The 14,552-nt window shown below is 56.2% G+C and carries 14 protein-coding genes and 2 pseudogenes; 8 read left to right on the plus strand and 8 right to left on the minus strand.

What is annotated here, in order from left to right; translation table 11 throughout:
• The first annotated feature begins 56 nt into the window (after window positions 1-56).
• The 4 genes from deoC to deoD all read left to right on the plus strand — a co-directional run bounded on the left by deoC (window position 57) and on the right by deoD (window position 4,380).
• Window positions 57-836, plus strand: coding sequence for a deoxyribose-phosphate aldolase (gene deoC, locus RY075_RS03790; protein ID WP_003856543.1), 780 nt, complete (start codon window positions 57-59; stop codon window positions 834-836).
• A 99-nt stretch (window positions 837-935) separates the two neighbouring features.
• Entirely contained in the window at window positions 936-2,258 is a 1,323-nt protein-coding gene (deoA, locus tag RY075_RS03795) for a thymidine phosphorylase (RefSeq protein WP_063937920.1), read from the plus strand.
• A gap of 53 nt (window positions 2,259-2,311) precedes the next feature.
• Entirely contained in the window at window positions 2,312-3,535 is a 1,224-nt protein-coding gene (gene deoB / locus RY075_RS03800; RefSeq protein WP_003856540.1) for a phosphopentomutase, read from the plus strand.
• Between the two features lie 125 nt (window positions 3,536-3,660).
• Window positions 3,661-4,380, plus strand: a complete 720-nt coding sequence (gene deoD, locus RY075_RS03805) for a purine-nucleoside phosphorylase (RefSeq protein WP_022650368.1) — start codon at window positions 3,661-3,663, stop codon at window positions 4,378-4,380.
• Window positions 4,381-4,421: 41 nt separating this feature from the next.
• On the opposite strand, the pseudogene RY075_RS03810 reads toward deoD, so the two are convergent.
• The 7 genes and pseudogenes from RY075_RS03810 to RY075_RS03840 all read right to left on the minus strand — a co-directional run.
• Window positions 4,422-4,520, minus strand: a pseudogene (locus RY075_RS03810) (hypothetical protein); the annotation flags it as partial.
• An 86-nt stretch (window positions 4,521-4,606) separates the two neighbouring features.
• Window positions 4,607-4,945, minus strand: a pseudogene (locus tag RY075_RS03815) (FimD/PapC C-terminal domain-containing protein); the annotation flags it as partial.
• 59 nt (window positions 4,946-5,004) lie between these two features.
• Window positions 5,005-5,238 carry a hypothetical protein gene (locus RY075_RS03820; protein ID WP_022650371.1) on the minus strand — a complete coding sequence of 78 codons (234 nt, stop codon included), beginning with the start codon at window positions 5,236-5,238 and terminating at the stop codon, window positions 5,005-5,007.
• A 77-nt stretch (window positions 5,239-5,315) separates the two neighbouring features.
• A complete protein-coding gene (locus tag RY075_RS03825; RefSeq protein ID WP_003856531.1) occupies window positions 5,316-6,005 on the minus strand; it encodes a DUF1120 domain-containing protein in 690 nt (229 codons plus the stop codon).
• A gap of 57 nt (window positions 6,006-6,062) precedes the next feature.
• Entirely contained in the window at window positions 6,063-6,749 is a 687-nt protein-coding gene (locus RY075_RS03830) for a DUF1120 domain-containing protein (protein WP_338628183.1), read from the minus strand.
• 238 nt (window positions 6,750-6,987) lie between these two features.
• Complete coding sequence (lplA, locus tag RY075_RS03835; protein ID WP_023324128.1) at window positions 6,988-8,004, minus strand: lipoate--protein ligase LplA; 1,017 nt, start codon at window positions 8,002-8,004, stop codon at window positions 6,988-6,990.
• Window positions 8,005-8,043: 39 nt separating this feature from the next.
• Window positions 8,044-8,688 carry a YtjB family periplasmic protein gene (locus tag RY075_RS03840; protein ID WP_003856526.1) on the minus strand — a complete coding sequence of 215 codons (645 nt, stop codon included), beginning with the start codon at window positions 8,686-8,688 and terminating at the stop codon, window positions 8,044-8,046.
• A gap of 117 nt (window positions 8,689-8,805) precedes the next feature.
• Between RY075_RS03840 and serB the strand changes: the two genes are divergently transcribed.
• The 3 genes from serB to nadR are packed head-to-tail and all read left to right on the plus strand — an operon-like array spanning window position 8,806 to window position 12,439.
• Window positions 8,806-9,774: a phosphoserine phosphatase gene (serB, locus tag RY075_RS03845; RefSeq protein ID WP_003856524.1), complete on the plus strand. Its 969-nt coding sequence runs from the start codon at window positions 8,806-8,808 to the stop codon at window positions 9,772-9,774.
• 11 nt (window positions 9,775-9,785) lie between these two features.
• The gene (gene radA / locus RY075_RS03850; RefSeq protein ID WP_003856523.1) at window positions 9,786-11,171 is read left to right on the plus strand and encodes a DNA repair protein RadA; all 1,386 of its coding nucleotides are present in this window, start codon (window positions 9,786-9,788) and stop codon (window positions 11,169-11,171) included.
• Between the two features lie 35 nt (window positions 11,172-11,206).
• On the plus strand, window positions 11,207-12,439 hold the full coding sequence (gene nadR, locus RY075_RS03855) for a multifunctional transcriptional regulator/nicotinamide-nucleotide adenylyltransferase/ribosylnicotinamide kinase NadR (RefSeq protein WP_003856522.1): 1,233 nt from the start codon (window positions 11,207-11,209) through the stop codon (window positions 12,437-12,439).
• A gap of 97 nt (window positions 12,440-12,536) precedes the next feature.
• On the opposite strand, the gene RY075_RS03860 is transcribed toward nadR, so the two are convergent.
• Window positions 12,537-13,538, minus strand: coding sequence for a zinc-binding alcohol dehydrogenase family protein (locus tag RY075_RS03860; RefSeq protein ID WP_022650375.1), 1,002 nt, complete (start codon window positions 13,536-13,538; stop codon window positions 12,537-12,539).
• Window positions 13,539-13,646: 108 nt separating this feature from the next.
• Between RY075_RS03860 and RY075_RS03865 the strand changes: the two genes are divergently transcribed.
• A complete protein-coding gene (locus RY075_RS03865) occupies window positions 13,647-14,546 on the plus strand; it encodes a LysR family transcriptional regulator (RefSeq protein WP_022650376.1) in 900 nt (299 codons plus the stop codon).
• Window positions 14,547-14,552 lie beyond the last annotated feature (6 nt).

Here is a 14,552-nt window from a genome sequence, read left to right on the forward strand (position 1 = left end):
GAATACTCACAGACCCGCAAGGTAAAATTTATACGGCACTGCCGTTGGAGAATGTTATGACCGATTTAACTGCAAGCAGCCTGCGCGCGTTGAAACTGATGGACCTGACCACCCTGAACGATGACGACACCAATGAAAAAGTCATCGCCCTGTGCCATCAGGCGAAAACGCCAGTGGGTAACACCGCCGCCGTTTGTATCTATCCGCGCTTCATCCCGATTGCCCGCAAAACGCTGAAAGAGCAGGGCACGCCGGACGTGCGCATTGCCACCGTAACTAACTTCCCGCACGGCAATGACGATATCGAGATCGCGCTGGCAGAAACCCGCGCGGCGATTGCGTACGGCGCAGACGAAGTTGACGTGGTATTCCCGTACCGCGCGCTGATCGCCGGCAACGAGCAGGTCGGTTTTGACCTGGTGAAAGCCTGTAAAGACGCGTGTGCGGCGGCAAACGTGCTGCTTAAAGTGATCATTGAAACCGGCGAGCTGAAAGAAGAGGCGCTGATTCGTAAGGCGTCTGAAATCTCCATCAAAGCGGGCGCGGATTTCATTAAAACCTCTACCGGTAAAGTGCCGGTCAACGCTACCCCGGAAAGCGCACGCATCATGATGGAAGTCATCCGTGATATGGGCGTGTCCAAAACCGTTGGCTTCAAACCGGCAGGCGGCGTGCGTACCGCAGAAGACGCGCAGCAGTTCCTGGCGATTGCCGACGAGCTGTTCGGCGCCGACTGGGCGGACTCCCGCCACTACCGCTTCGGCGCGTCCAGCCTGCTGGCCAGCCTGCTGAAAGCGCTGGGTCACGGCGACGGTAAGAGCGCAAGCAGCTACTAAGTTGAATTGCCGGGTGGCGCTACGCTAACCCGGCCTAAAGGATCGTGGGGCGGGTCAACATACCCGCCGCCATTCACCCGATTCCGCATGGAGGTTACCGTGTTTCTCGCACAAGAAATTATTCGTAAAAAACGTGATGGTCATGCATTAAGCGACGAAGAAATCCGCTTCTTTATCAATGGCATTCGTGATAACACCATCTCTGAAGGGCAGATTGCGGCTCTGGCGATGACCATTTTCTTCCACGATATGTCGATGCCTGAGCGCGTGTCGCTGACCATGGCGATGCGAGATTCAGGAACCGTTCTGGACTGGAAAAGCCTCAACCTCAACGGCCCGATTGTGGACAAACACTCCACCGGCGGCGTGGGCGACGTGACCTCCCTGATGCTTGGCCCGATGGTGGCAGCCTGCGGCGGTTACATCCCGATGATTTCCGGGCGCGGCCTGGGCCACACCGGCGGTACGCTCGACAAACTGGAAGCCATTCCGGGCTTCGATATCTTCCCGGATGACAACCGCTTCCGCGACATTATTAAAGACGTTGGCGTGGCGATTATCGGCCAGACCAGCTCTCTTGCTCCGGCTGACAAGCGTTTCTACGCGACGCGTGACATTACCGCGACTGTAGACTCCATCCCGCTGATCACCGCCTCTATCCTTGCCAAAAAACTGGCGGAAGGTCTGGATGCGCTGGTGATGGATGTGAAAGTGGGCAGCGGCGCGTTTATGCCGACCTATGAACTCTCTGAGGCGCTGGCCGAAGCGATCGTTGGCGTTTCCAACGGCGCGGGCGTGCGCACCACCGCACTGCTGACGGACATGAACCAGGTGCTGGCCTCCAGCGCCGGTAACGCGGTTGAAGTCCGCGAGGCTGTGCAGTTCCTCACAGGCGAATACCGTAACCCGCGCCTGTTCGATGTCACCATGGCGCTGTGCGTTGAGATGTTAATCTCCGGCAAGCTGGCCAAAGACGACGCTGACGCGCGCGCGAAGCTTCAGACGGTGCTGGACAACGGCAAAGCGGCGGAGATCTTTGGTCGGATGGTGGCGGCGCAGAAAGGCCCGACCGACTTCGTGGAAAATTACGCGAAATACCTGCCCACCGCGATGCTCAGCAAAGCGGTCTATGCGGACAGCGAAGGCTTTGTCTCGGCTATGGATACCCGCGCGCTCGGCATGGCTGTCGTGTCTATGGGCGGCGGTCGTCGTCAGGCATCGGACACCATTGATTACAGCGTCGGCTTTACCGATATGGCCCGTCTGGGTGACTGCGTTGACGGCCAACGTCCGCTGGCGGTGATCCACGCGAGAGATGAAGTCAGCTGGCAGGACGCGGCGAAAGCGGTGAAGGCGGCAATATCTCTTGACGATAAAGCACCGGAAACCACACCGACGGTCTATCGTCGTATCACTGAATAGCGGTATACTGATCTGATCGCATTTTTATGAAGCACTAAGTACGGAGAACAATTATGAAACGTGCATTTATTATGGTGCTGGACTCATTCGGCATCGGCGCAACCGAAGATGCAGAACGATTTGGTGACGTGGGTTCCGATACCCTGGGTCACATCGCGGAAGCCTGTGCAAAAGGCGAAGCGGACAACGGTCGTAAAGGCCCTCTGAACCTGCCAAACCTGACCCGTCTGGGGCTGGTAAAAGCGCATGAAGGCTCTACCGGTAAGATCGCAGCCGGTATGGACGGTAACGCGGAAGTGGTGGGCGCCTACGCGTGGGCGCACGAGCTCTCTTCCGGTAAAGATACTCCGTCCGGCCACTGGGAAATCGCCGGCGTGCCGGTGCTGTTCGACTGGGGTTACTTCTCCGATCACGAGAACAGCTTCCCGCAAGAGCTGCTTGATAAGCTGGTGAAGCGCGCCAACCTGCCGGGCTACCTCGGTAACTGCCACTCTTCCGGTACCGTGATTCTGGACCAGCTCGGCGAAGAGCACATGAAAACCGGCAAGCCGATTTTCTATACCTCTGCTGACTCCGTTTTCCAGATCGCCTGCCATGAAGAGACGTTTGGCCTGGATAAACTGTACGAGTTGTGCGAAATCGCCCGTGAAGAGCTGACCGAAGGCGGCTACAACATTGGCCGCGTTATCGCGCGTCCGTTTATCGGCGACAAAGCGGGTAACTTCCAGCGTACCGGCAACCGTCACGATCTGGCCGTGGAGCCACCGGCGCCGACCGTGCTGCAAAAACTCGTCGACGAGAAAGACGGTCACGTGGTTTCCGTGGGTAAAATCGCGGACATTTACGCCAACTGCGGCATTACCAAAAAGGTCAAAGCGACCGGTCTGGATGCGCTGTTCGACGCCACCATCAAAGAGATGAAAGAAGCGGGCGATAAGACCATTGTCTTCACCAACTTCGTGGACTTCGACTCCTCCTGGGGCCACCGTCGCGACGTCGCCGGTTATGCTGCGGGTCTGGAGCTGTTTGACCGCCGTCTGCCAGAGCTGATGGAGCTGGTGGGAGAAGATGACATTCTGATCCTGACCGCTGACCATGGCTGTGACCCGACCTGGACCGGTACCGACCACACCCGTGAGCACATTCCGGTGCTGGTGTACGGCCCGAAAGTCAAACCGGGCTCGCTGGGTCACCGTGAAACCTTCGCGGACATCGGCCAGACGATTGCGAAATACTTTGGTACGTCTGACATGGAATATGGCAAGGCTATGTTCTAAACGGATTGGGTGAGGCCTGATGCCCTCACCCCGACCCTCTCCCACAGGGAGAGGGAAAACAGAATGTAGGCCGGGTAAGGCGCAGCCGCCACCCGGAAAAAACAACAATGTAAAAGGAACTGAAGATGGCAACTCCTCACATTAATGCAGAAATGGGTGATTTCGCTGACGTCGTATTGATGCCGGGCGACCCGCTGCGCGCGAAGCACATTGCAGAAACCTTCCTCGAAGACGTGCGTGAAGTGAACAACGTGCGCGGCATGCTGGGCTTCACCGGTACCTATAAAGGCCGCAAAATCTCCGTGATGGGTCACGGCATGGGTATCCCATCCTGCTCCATCTACACCAAAGAGCTGATCACCGATTTCGGCGTGAAGAAAATCATCCGTGTCGGCTCCTGCGGCGCGGTTCGCATGGACGTTAAGCTGCGTGACGTGGTGATCGGCATGGGCGCGTGCACCGACTCTAAAGTCAACCGCATTCGCTTTAAAGATCATGACTTTGCGGCCATTGCTGACTTTGACATGGTGCGTAACGCGGTTGACGCGGCAAAAGCGCTGGGCGTAGACGCGCGCGTGGGCAACCTGTTCTCTGCCGATCTGTTCTACTCGCCAGAAGGCGACATGTTCGACGTGATGGAAAAATACGGCATTCTGGGTGTGGAAATGGAAGCGGCCGGTATCTACGGCGTGGCGGCTGAATTCGGTGCGAAAGCGCTGACCATTTGCACCGTGTCTGACCATATCCGTACTCACGAGCAGACCACCGCTGCCGAGCGTCAGACCACCTTCAACGACATGATCAAAATCGCGCTGGAATCCGTTCTGCTGGGCGATCAAGAGTAATTTCGTTTTCTTCAGGGGGGCAGGTTTGCCCCCTATGGTGCTTACTTCGTCAACACTTCCCACATCAAATTGCTTTCCAGCGTCACCGTATCACCTATGTGATTAAACTGGCGGTCATTCAGCACCGGGGTGAGGGTGAGCTGGCACTCATCGGCGGACCACGAGGCAGGCGTAAAAAGCGTAGCCATTAGCGAAAAAGTCATCAGTAAATGTTTACCCAGGTGTTTCATTTACAGACTCCTTTAGCAGTTTCATAAAACGATTCTTTGTCCTGAGTCTCACTCAGGGATTAATCGATGCGGCAGATGCGCTGCATATTATCGTCAACGGCATAAAGTGCCGGGCTATTGGACATATCAGTGACAAAAACACGCCCGCTGTCCACCGCGCTGACCAGGTAGTTGTTTTTCTCATCCACGATACTGGTCCCTTTTGACAGTCACGAGCCGTCTGCACGTTTCACTTCGAGCATTACGCGACGGGTATTCAGTACTTTGAAATCCAGCTCCCTGAAGGCTGTATGGGCGACAGAAATGTTCTTGATGCCGTTGGGCAGATCCTGACTCAGGTTAAAGCCGATCCACATATGTTTATCGGTGTTTTTCGGCGGGATAGCCTCAAGGGTCACGCGTTTAACGTCACGCCTGTATCGTCAGGAAGATCGACAATGATGGTATAGATCAGGGCCGGGAAGGTGTCGGTATTTTTTACGTTCATGGTGCCGCTGTGAGTCGACTCTTCAATAACCAGCAGCGTGGTTTCTGGCACCATTCCGGCGGCATACGCCTGAGCAAAGAGAGCAGAGAATAATAACGGTGCGGCAATGGCGCACTGAGCGATCGTGGATTCAACTGACATCAAGATTAATCCTTTAACCTGACAAAATACCTCCTCTGTTAAGAGGAGGCATAGTTCACACTTTATCGGGTTGATAATCAGAGATATTTAACGGTAATCGTGGCCTGACCATCCAGGTTGGTATCATCGGTAATCGCGAGGGCCGCGGTATTCTGAATCGCCAGGGAGGTTTTCAGCGGAAATACTGCGGTCGTGAAAGGCAGCGGCGCAGTGGTGCCGGAAGCGGCCACGGTCATCATTTCCATGTTGGCGTTTTTGATGATACCGGTAGCGGTTTTCTGCCAGGACGGGCTGTCCACGGTACCGGAGATAACGTCTGATTTCACGCCGTCGGCGGTGACGTTCGCCACATCAGCAAAGATGGAGTAAGCGCCAATTTTCACGCCGCCCGCGGTTTTGCCCACGCCGTAGGACTGGGTGGTGTCGGAAACGTTGCCGCCCGCCGCGTCTGCGGTGTTAATGGTGATCACAGAAGCACCCGGATGGGTGTCTGCGCGGTCATCGCTGATGGTCCAGCCAGCTTTAGTGGCTACCGGGCAGGTGATGGTCAGGGAGATATCTTTCTGACCCAACTGGTTAACGCTGGTCGCGGAGAGATCCGCCAGGTGGATAAGACCATAATCCACCTCGCCGCCGCCGCTTAACTGCGGGGTGCAGGCGGCAACGGAGAGTAAACCGGTCACTTTCAGTACGGCGGTAGAGGCGGCGTTAGCGGCAGTCGCGGAGAGGGCCAGCGCAACGGCAGTGGCAACTAAAATCTTTTTCATTGTTGTTCCTTAACAAATGCAGGCCATCACGCTCAGTTCACAAGCGAAATGAGCCAGTTACAGATAATGCAAAGTGATGGTGGCCTGGCCGTCGATCGGGGTATCGTCGGTAATTGCCAGGGTGTCAGTTTTCTGCACCGCCAGCGCAACGCGCAGCGGGAATACGGCATTCATAAAGGGAACCAACGTCCGATCACTGCTATTTAGTGCGCTATACTGGATAGAACCGTCACTATGAGTGACGAGCTGCGAACCCGTATTCGCAAGTAACCACATTGGATCATCTGCTATCGCAGAATAACCTAATGCTTTGACGTTTCCATCTACGGTTACATTCGAATTCATACCCACGGAGTAAGCGCCGATATTGACGCCGCCAGCCGTTTTACCTACGCCGTACTGGTTAGTTGAACTCCATGCCTGATCGCCCGCGAAAGTGGCGTTATCGATGGTCATTTTCTTCATTGAATCTGCGTGATCATCGGTAATGGACCACGCTACTTTCGTTGCGGCAGAGCAGTTGATAGTCAGAGAAATATCTTTATAACCCAGCTGGTTATCTGCCTTTGCGGAGAGCGTACTGATATATTTGGTGCCGAAATCAACGACAGCGCCATCGCTCAGCGTTGGGGTACAGGCGTTGTTGGTTAATACGCCTTTTAATTTTAATACCGCAGTAGAGTCGGCATGTGCAGTCGCAGAGAGGGTCATTGCAACAGCGGTTGCAATAATGATTTTTTTCATCGTTAATCCTTAACGTTCGAAACAGACGTGTGGAGAAGAAATAGAAAAACTATTTCTTGCTGTCTATTATTCTAGAGGAAAAGTTAACTTTACATTAAGGAGTGTTAATTTTTGAATGTAATTCCCCTTAATATATAAGCTATAAATATATATTTTGTGTATGTTCCCTGTTTATTTATATACGTGTGTTAATTTTCAGGAATAAGGGAAGCGTATTCACTTCCCTTATGTGTTTTTATTAACGCACCGCGCCAGCGATCCATTGGGAGAGATCCCGTAGCTCCCGCTCGTGGTCCGGGAAATCCACCCACAGCGCTTCGCACGCCTGTTGCAGACTGTCTGCATGGTACAGACAGCCCTGTAAACGTGCGGCCAGCGCCTCCAGCGGTGCAGGATTGAGACTATCCGTAAAGACCTGCGTGCGGGTAATATGGCCCTTCTCCACGTCAAAGTGCAGCTCCACTCCGCCCCAGGTAAACCGTTCGTCCAGCAGGTGTGAAAAGGCCGGTGCCTGGCCGAAGTTCCACTCCCAGCTGCTCTGGCGCGCAAAGGTTTCCGCGAAGTTGGGCAGGTCCGGTGTTTTGTCAGGGGAGATCACTTCAGCTTCTACCCGCTCACCGTAATGTTCGAAGAAGGCTTCACGGATCGCATCGCAAATCTGCTCATGAGTAATCCCGGGCAGCAGTTCCACCAGATTCGCCACGCGCCCGCGCACGGAGGTAATACCCTTAGCCTGTAGCTTTTTCTTATCTGGATTAAGGTAGTTAGCCAGACGGCTCAGATCGGCATTCAGCAATAATGTGCCGTGGTGGAATCCCCGATCCATCGTTTCGCGATAGGCAGAGCCGGATACCTTGCGGTCGCCATCGGGCGTTTTGACCACCAGATCGTTACGTCCCGAGGCTTCAGCCGTCACGCCGAGCGAATTGAGCGCATTAAGCACAATGGAGGTCGAGATGGTTTTGTCGTATTCCGGCTTGCCCGCCATAAAGGTAAAGCAGGTATTGCCCAGATCGTGGAATACCGCACCGCCACCGCTGCTGCGGCGCGCCAGGCGGACGTTGTCCTCTTCCATACGGCGGGTGTTACACTCTTTCCACGGATTTTGCGCGCGGCCAATAACGACCGTATCAGCGTTGCGCCAGAGAAACAGGACGCGCTGGGTGGCAGGCATCTGGCGGAAGATGCACTCTTCTACCGCCAGGTTAAACCAGGGATCGTAAGAGTCAGAGATTAGCAGGCGTAACGTCGACATGGCAGAGTTCCTTTTCCGAATCATCCGCCTACTTTATCACTATTCTTTCTTCTCGCTCTCTTCCTCTTCGGGAACCGACTTGCTGGCGGTTAACAGGAACGGCGACTGCTGCCAGCGGGTGCGCTTGCCCTGGAGCAACGTACGTGCCAGTACCACGCCAATCGCCAGTGAGAGCAGCAGCATCAGGCGCAAAATATTGGTGGTGTTATCTACCTGTTTGGCTTCGGTTGGCAGGGTGTGGGTGTCGAGTGTCAGACGTAAATAGCCGAGCGGACCATTTTTGCCCTGAATGGGTTCGACGATTTGTTGGTTGAAATAACCACCGGCTTTTTTGCCATCCAGCGCCAGCCTGTCGCGCACGTCGACATGCTCACCCGCGCGGGCAATCAGGTCGCCCTGTTCATCGTACACGCCCGCATCCAGAATGCGGCTGTTTTCCGTAAGCTGGCGCAATACCAGGGCTATTCGCTTATCATCCGGCGTTTCGGTGCGCATAGACGGCGCAACGTTGAGCGTCACCTGGCGCGCCAGCGTCCGGGCCAGCTCCTCAAACTGCGGGTTACGCTGTCGTTGGTGATTCTGGCTAAACCAGGATGCCCCCTGCATCAGCGCCACTAATAGTGCGAGACAGATCAGGACAATCACGGCGCGATGAAGCCGGAATTTCAGTTTTGCGCGAGCCATATTCCACCTGCTTAAAATTTACGGCTTAATGTTGCCAGAAGTGATGGTTACAGGGTAGCCTCATGCGTTATTTTCCCTCTGGAACCTTCCGGCGCGAACGAAATTACAGGAGCTTCAATGCCGAACATTACCTGGTGCGACCTGCCAACGGATGTCTCTTTATGGCCAGGATTGCCGCTCTCTTTAAGTGGCGATGAGGTGATGCCTCTCGATTACCACGCTGGCCGTAGCGGCTGGCTGCTGTACGGACGCGGCCTGGATAAGCAACGCCTCACCCAGTATCAAACCAAACTGGGCGCAGCGATGGTCATCGTTGCGGCCTGGTGTGTGGAAGATTATCAGGTCATTCGCCTGGCGGGTTCCCTGACGCAGCGCGCCACGCGTCTGGCGCACGACGCCGGGCTGGACGTTGCTCCCCTCGGCAAAATTCCGCACCTGAAAACGCCCGGCCTGCTGGTAATGGACATGGACTCCACCGCCATTCAGATCGAGTGTATTGACGAGATTGCTAAACTGGCGGGCAGCGGAGAGCTGGTGGCGGAAGTCACCGAGCGCGCGATGCGCGGCGAGCTGGATTTCACCGCCAGCCTGAGACAGCGCGTGGCGACCCTGAAGGGGGCCGATGCTAACATTTTGCGTCAGGTGCGCGATGAACTGCCCCTGATGCCTGGGCTTACGCAGCTGGTACTCAAGCTGGAGACGCTCGGCTGGAAAGTGGCGATTGCCTCCGGCGGGTTCACCTTCTTTGCCGACTACCTGCGTGACAAGCTGCGTCTGACCACCGTGGTGGCAAACGAGCTGGAGATCATGGACGGCAAACTCACCGGACAGGTCATCGGCGACATCGTGGATGCGCAGTACAAAGCCAATACGCTGACGCGTCTGGCAGAGAAATATGCCATCCCGGTCGAGCAAACCGTCGCCATCGGCGATGGCGCGAACGATCTGCCGATGATCAAAGTTGCCGGGCTGGGTATTGCCTACCATGCCAAACCGAAAGTGAATGAAAAGACGGAAGTCACTATCCGTCATGCTGATCTGATGGGGGTGTTCTGTATTCTCTCCGGCAGCATTAATCAAAAATAACGAGGTAAACCGTGGCGAAAGCTCCAAAACGCGCATTTGTCTGTAATGAATGTGGTGCGGATTATCCGCGCTGGCAGGGGCAATGCAGCGCCTGTCATGCCTGGAACACCATCACCGAAGTGCGTGGTGTGGCGGCTTCGCCGAGCGTGGCCCGCAATGAACGGCTGAGCGGCTATGCGGGCAATGCAGGCGTGTCGAAGGTACAAAAACTTTCGGATATCAGCCTTGAGGCGCTGCCGCGCTTCTCAACCGGATTCAAAGAATTTGACCGCGTGCTCGGCGGTGGCGTAGTGCCGGGCAGCGCCATTCTGATCGGCGGTAACCCGGGCGCGGGTAAATCGACCCTGCTGCTGCAAACGCTCTGCAAGCTCGCCGAACAGATGAAAACCCTGTACGTCACGGGGGAAGAATCACTCCAGCAGGTGGCGATGCGCGCGCACCGCCTCGGCCTGCCGACCGGCAATCTGAATATGCTGTCGGAAACCAGCATCGAGCAGATCTGCATGATCGCCGAAGAAGAGCAGCCGAAGCTGATGGTGATCGACTCCATTCAGGTGATGCATATGGCTGACATTCAGTCGTCACCGGGAAGCGTGGCGCAGGTGCGTGAAACCGCGGCCTACCTGACGCGCTTTGCCAAAACGCGCGGCGTGGCGATTGTGATGGTTGGTCATGTGACCAAAGACGGCTCGCTGGCGGGACCGAAAGTGCTTGAACACTGTATCGACTGCTCGGTGATGCTCGATGGCGATGCGGATTCCCGTTTTCGTACCCTGCGCAGCCATAAAAACCGCTTTGGCGCGGTGAATGAGCTGGGCGTGTTTGCCATGACCGAGCAGGGGCTTCGCGAAGTCAGCAACCCGTCGGCCATCTTCCTGAGCCGTGGCGACGAGATCACGTCCGGGAGTTCGGTGATGGTGCTGTGGGAAGGAACGCGTCCGCTGCTGGTTGAAATTCAGGCGCTGGTGGATCACTCGATGATGGGCAATCCGCGGCGCGTGGCGGTCGGTCTGGAACAGAACCGCCTGGCGATCCTGCTGGCGGTGCTGCACCGTCACGGCGGTCTGCAAATGGCGGATCAGGATGTGTTCGTCAACGTGGTTGGTGGGGTGAAGGTTACGGAAACCAGCGCGGACCTGGCGCTGCTGCTGGCAATGGTCTCCAGCCTGCGCGACAGACCGTTGCCGCAGGATCTGGTGGTATTTGGTGAGGTAGGGCTGGCCGGCGAGATCCGCCCGGTGCCGAGCGGTCAGGAGCGTATCTCCGAAGCGGCAAAACATGGCTTCCGCCGCGCGATTGTTCCGGCCGCCAACGTGCCGAAAAAAATTCCGGAAGGGATGCAGGTTTTCGGCGTTAAAAAACTCGCAGATGCGTTAAATGTCTTTGACGACTTATAATTACGTATTCGATTTTGCAGGAGGCACCGTAATTTATGTCATCATTTGACTACATCAAGACCGCTATCCGCCAGAAGGGCTGCACGTTGCAGCAGGTGGCGGACGCCAGCGGCATGACCAAGGGCTACCTGAGCCAACTGCTGAACGCCAAAATCAAAAGCCCCAGCGCGCAGAAGCTGGAAGCGCTGCACCGTTTTCTGGGGCTTGAATTTCCGCGGATGCAAAAGAACATTGGCGTGGTGTTCGGTAAGTTCTACCCGCTGCATACCGGGCATATCTATCTGATCCAGCGCGCCTGTAGCCAGGTCGACGAGCTGCATATCATCATGGGTTATGATGAAACCCGCGATCGCCAGCTGTTTGAAGACAGCGCCATGTCGCAGCAGCCCACCGTGCCGGACCGCCTGCGCTGGCTGCTTCAGACCTTTAAATATCAGAAAAATATTCGTATTCATGCCTTTAACGAAGAGGGCATGGAGCCGTATCCGCACGGCTGGGACGTGTGGAGCAACGGCATCAAAGCGTTTATGGAAGAGAAGGGCATTGCGCCTAACTGGATCTACACCTCTGAAGAGTCCGACGCGCCGCAGTTCCGCGAGCATCTGGGTATCGAGACGGTGCTGATCGATCCTAAACGCACCTTCATGAACATCAGCGGGGCGCAGATTCGCGAGAACCCGTTCCGTTACTGGGACTACATCCCGACCGAGGTGAAGCCGTTCTTCGTGCGTACGGTGGCGATCCTCGGCGGCGAGTCGAGCGGGAAATCGACGCTGGTCAATAAGCTGGCGAACATCTTCAACACCACCAGCGCGTGGGAGTATGGCCGCGATTATGTCTTTTCACACCTTGGCGGCGACGAGATGGCGTTGCAGTATTCCGACTACGATAAAATCGCGCTCGGTCATGCCCAGTACATTGATTTCGCGGTGAAATACGCCAATAAAGTCGCCTTTATTGATACCGATTTCGTCACCACGCAGGCGTTCTGCAAAAAGTACGAGGGGCGCGAGCACCCGTTTGTGCAGGCGCTGATTGACGAATACCGCTTTGACCTGGTGATCCTGCTGGAAAACAACACCCCATGGGTGGCCGACGGCATGCGCAGCCTGGGCAGCTCCGTGGACAGGCGTGAGTTCCAGACCATGCTGGTAGAGATGCTTAACGAGAACAACGTTGAGTTTGTCCATGTGGAAGAGTCGGACTACGACACCCGTTTCCTGCGCTGCGTCGAGCTGGTGAAGGAGATGATGGGGGAGCAGGGGTAAAAGATTTACCCCTCACCCTAACCCTCTCCCAAAGGGAGAGGGGACTTTAATCACCCTCTCCCTTTAGGAGAGGGCCAGGGTAAGGGAATCAGTCCAATCAATACTCAACCACCACCTTCCCACGCATATGCCCCTCCAGCACCTTGCGGTGCGCTTCGGTAATGCTTTCCACGCTTAGCCCGTGCAGCGTTTCGCTGAGCGAACTTTCCACTACGCCGTTATCCACCAGCTTCGCGACTTCGTCCAGGATCTCTCCCTGACGCGCCATATCCGCCGTCTGATACATGCTGCGGGTGTACATAAATTCCCAGTGCAGCGCGGCGGATTTGGACTTCAGCTTGTCCTGGTTCAGCGGATGTTCATTCTCAACGATGGAACAGATATGCCCCTGCGGTGCAATCAGGTCGCTGACCGCATCCCAGTGCCCGTCGGTGTCGTTGAGGATGAAAATGTAATCCACAAAGGTCAGCCCGTGCTTCGCCAGTTCGCCTTTCAGATCGCGGTAGTTCACCACCACATCTGCACCGCGATCGCGGCACCACCGGGCGGAATCTTCACGGGACGCCGTTGCGATCACCTTTACCTTGCTGTTGTGCTTCGCAAACGGGATCGCCAGCGATCCCACCCCGCCCGCGCCGCCAATAATCAGCAGCGTTTTATCTGCGTCGGCATCCTGAATCTTCAGCCGTTCAAACAGGCCTTCCCACGCGGTGAGCGCCGTCAGCGGCAGTGCAGCCGCGGCGGCCCAGTCAAGGCTTGCAGGCTTGTGCCCGACAATGCGCGCATCGATCAGCTGATGTGTGGTATTGCTGCCCGGTCGGGTGATATCCCCCGCGTACCACACTTCGTCACCCGGTTTGAATCCGGTGACGCCAGCCCCAACGGCTTTTACGATCCCGCTGGCATCCCACCCGAGAATGCGCGGCTCCTTCAGCCCGCTTTTAGCAATGCCTGCATGTACCTTGGTGTCCACCGGGTTTACGGAGACGGCTTTCACCTCCACCAGCAGATCGTGTTCGCCGGGCTGCGGCATCGGCGGGGTGATTTCAACGAAGGTGGAGGGATTTTCTGGGTTAACGGCAATGGCTTTCACTGACATGGTGTGCTCCTCAATGGCATTCGTTTTGTTGAGGCTAGTCTATTAAGTGGTCAGCCGCATGATAAGATGGACAATCCAGAACTCAGCGTTCGTACAGAGTGAACAATCATGTTTAAACAGCTTCAGGATATGGCACTGTTTGCGCTGGTGGCCGAGATGGGCAGCTTTACCGCGGCGGCGCAGAAGGCGGAACTGCCAAAATCCAGCGTCAGCCAGCGCATTAGCCAGCTGGAGCAGCAGGTGGGGATCCGTCTGTTGAATCGCACGACGCGCAGAATAAGCCTGACGTTTGCGGGCGAGCACTATCTGGTGCACTGTCGCGAGATGCTGGCTGCCAGCGAGCGCGCGGAGTATGCCATTCAGCGGCTGCGAGAAAACCCCAGCGGGCGGCTGCGGATCACCTGTCCGGCAGGAATTGGCGCGACGCTGCTGGCGCATATGAATGCCGAGTTCCAGCTTCGCTATCCGGACGTGTCACTGGATGTGTCGATCTCAGACGACGTGGTGGATCTGGTCGAGTCTGGCTTTGACGTGGCGCTGCGCACCGGCAAACCGCAGGATTCTTCCCTGATTGGCCGCATGATTGGGCACTGTCCGCGCTACATGCTGGCCTCGCCCGACTACCTGGCACGCCGGGAGCCGTTAATTCATCCCCGACAGCTGGTGGAGCATCGCTGCATTACGCACCGGGCATGGTCGGAGTGGCTTCTGCGAAGCGAGAATGAGGATTACCGCTACCTGCCGGATAACGCTCATATGACGGATAATCTGGTGTACGCCAGGGAATGCGCCATTGCCGGGGCGGGGATCACGCTGTTACCCGCATTCCTGCTGGAAGATAAGATCGAAAAGGGCGCGCTGGTGAAGGTGCTGTCGGCGTGGAGCGTTGAGGGAAACGATCTCTGGCTGGCCTACCCGAGCCGTAAGCTCAATTCGCCTGCGCTGATGAGCTATATCGACTTTGCGATGCAGTTTGATGAGGTGAAGCGGTATTACGTGGGCGGGTGATTTTGT

Origin of the sequence: Enterobacter sp. JJBC (genome assembly GCF_036936505.1) — a bacterium.
GTDB lineage: Bacteria > Pseudomonadota > Gammaproteobacteria > Enterobacterales > Enterobacteriaceae > Enterobacter > Enterobacter hormaechei_C.

Bases quoted from the DNA above. Each gene is read 5' to 3' on its own strand.
- RY075_RS03825 (WP_003856531.1), bottom strand. From the start codon at position 6,005: ATGAAAAAGATTTTAGTTGCCACTGCCGTTGCGCTGGCCCTCTCCGCG.
- deoB (WP_003856540.1), top strand. From the start codon at position 2,312: ATGAAACGTGCATTTATTATGGTGCTGGACTCATTCGGCATCGGCGCA.
- lplA (WP_023324128.1), bottom strand. From the start codon at position 8,004: ATGTCGACGTTACGCCTGCTAATCTCTGACTCTTACGATCCCTGGTTT.
- nadR (WP_003856522.1), top strand. From the start codon at position 11,207: ATGTCATCATTTGACTACATCAAGACCGCTATCCGCCAGAAGGGCTGC.
- RY075_RS03860 (WP_022650375.1), bottom strand. From the start codon at position 13,538: ATGTCAGTGAAAGCCATTGCCGTTAACCCAGAAAATCCCTCCACCTTC.
- deoD (WP_022650368.1), top strand. From the start codon at position 3,661: ATGGCAACTCCTCACATTAATGCAGAAATGGGTGATTTCGCTGACGTC.
- RY075_RS03840 (WP_003856526.1), bottom strand. From the start codon at position 8,688: ATGGCTCGCGCAAAACTGAAATTCCGGCTTCATCGCGCCGTGATTGTC.
- RY075_RS03820 (WP_022650371.1), bottom strand. From the start codon at position 5,238: ATGTCAGTTGAATCCACGATCGCTCAGTGCGCCATTGCCGCACCGTTA.
- serB (WP_003856524.1), top strand. From the start codon at position 8,806: ATGCCGAACATTACCTGGTGCGACCTGCCAACGGATGTCTCTTTATGG.
- RY075_RS03865 (WP_022650376.1), top strand. From the start codon at position 13,647: ATGTTTAAACAGCTTCAGGATATGGCACTGTTTGCGCTGGTGGCCGAG.
- deoC (WP_003856543.1), top strand. From the start codon at position 57: ATGACCGATTTAACTGCAAGCAGCCTGCGCGCGTTGAAACTGATGGAC.
- RY075_RS03830 (WP_338628183.1), bottom strand. From the start codon at position 6,749: ATGAAAAAAATCATTATTGCAACCGCTGTTGCAATGACCCTCTCTGCG.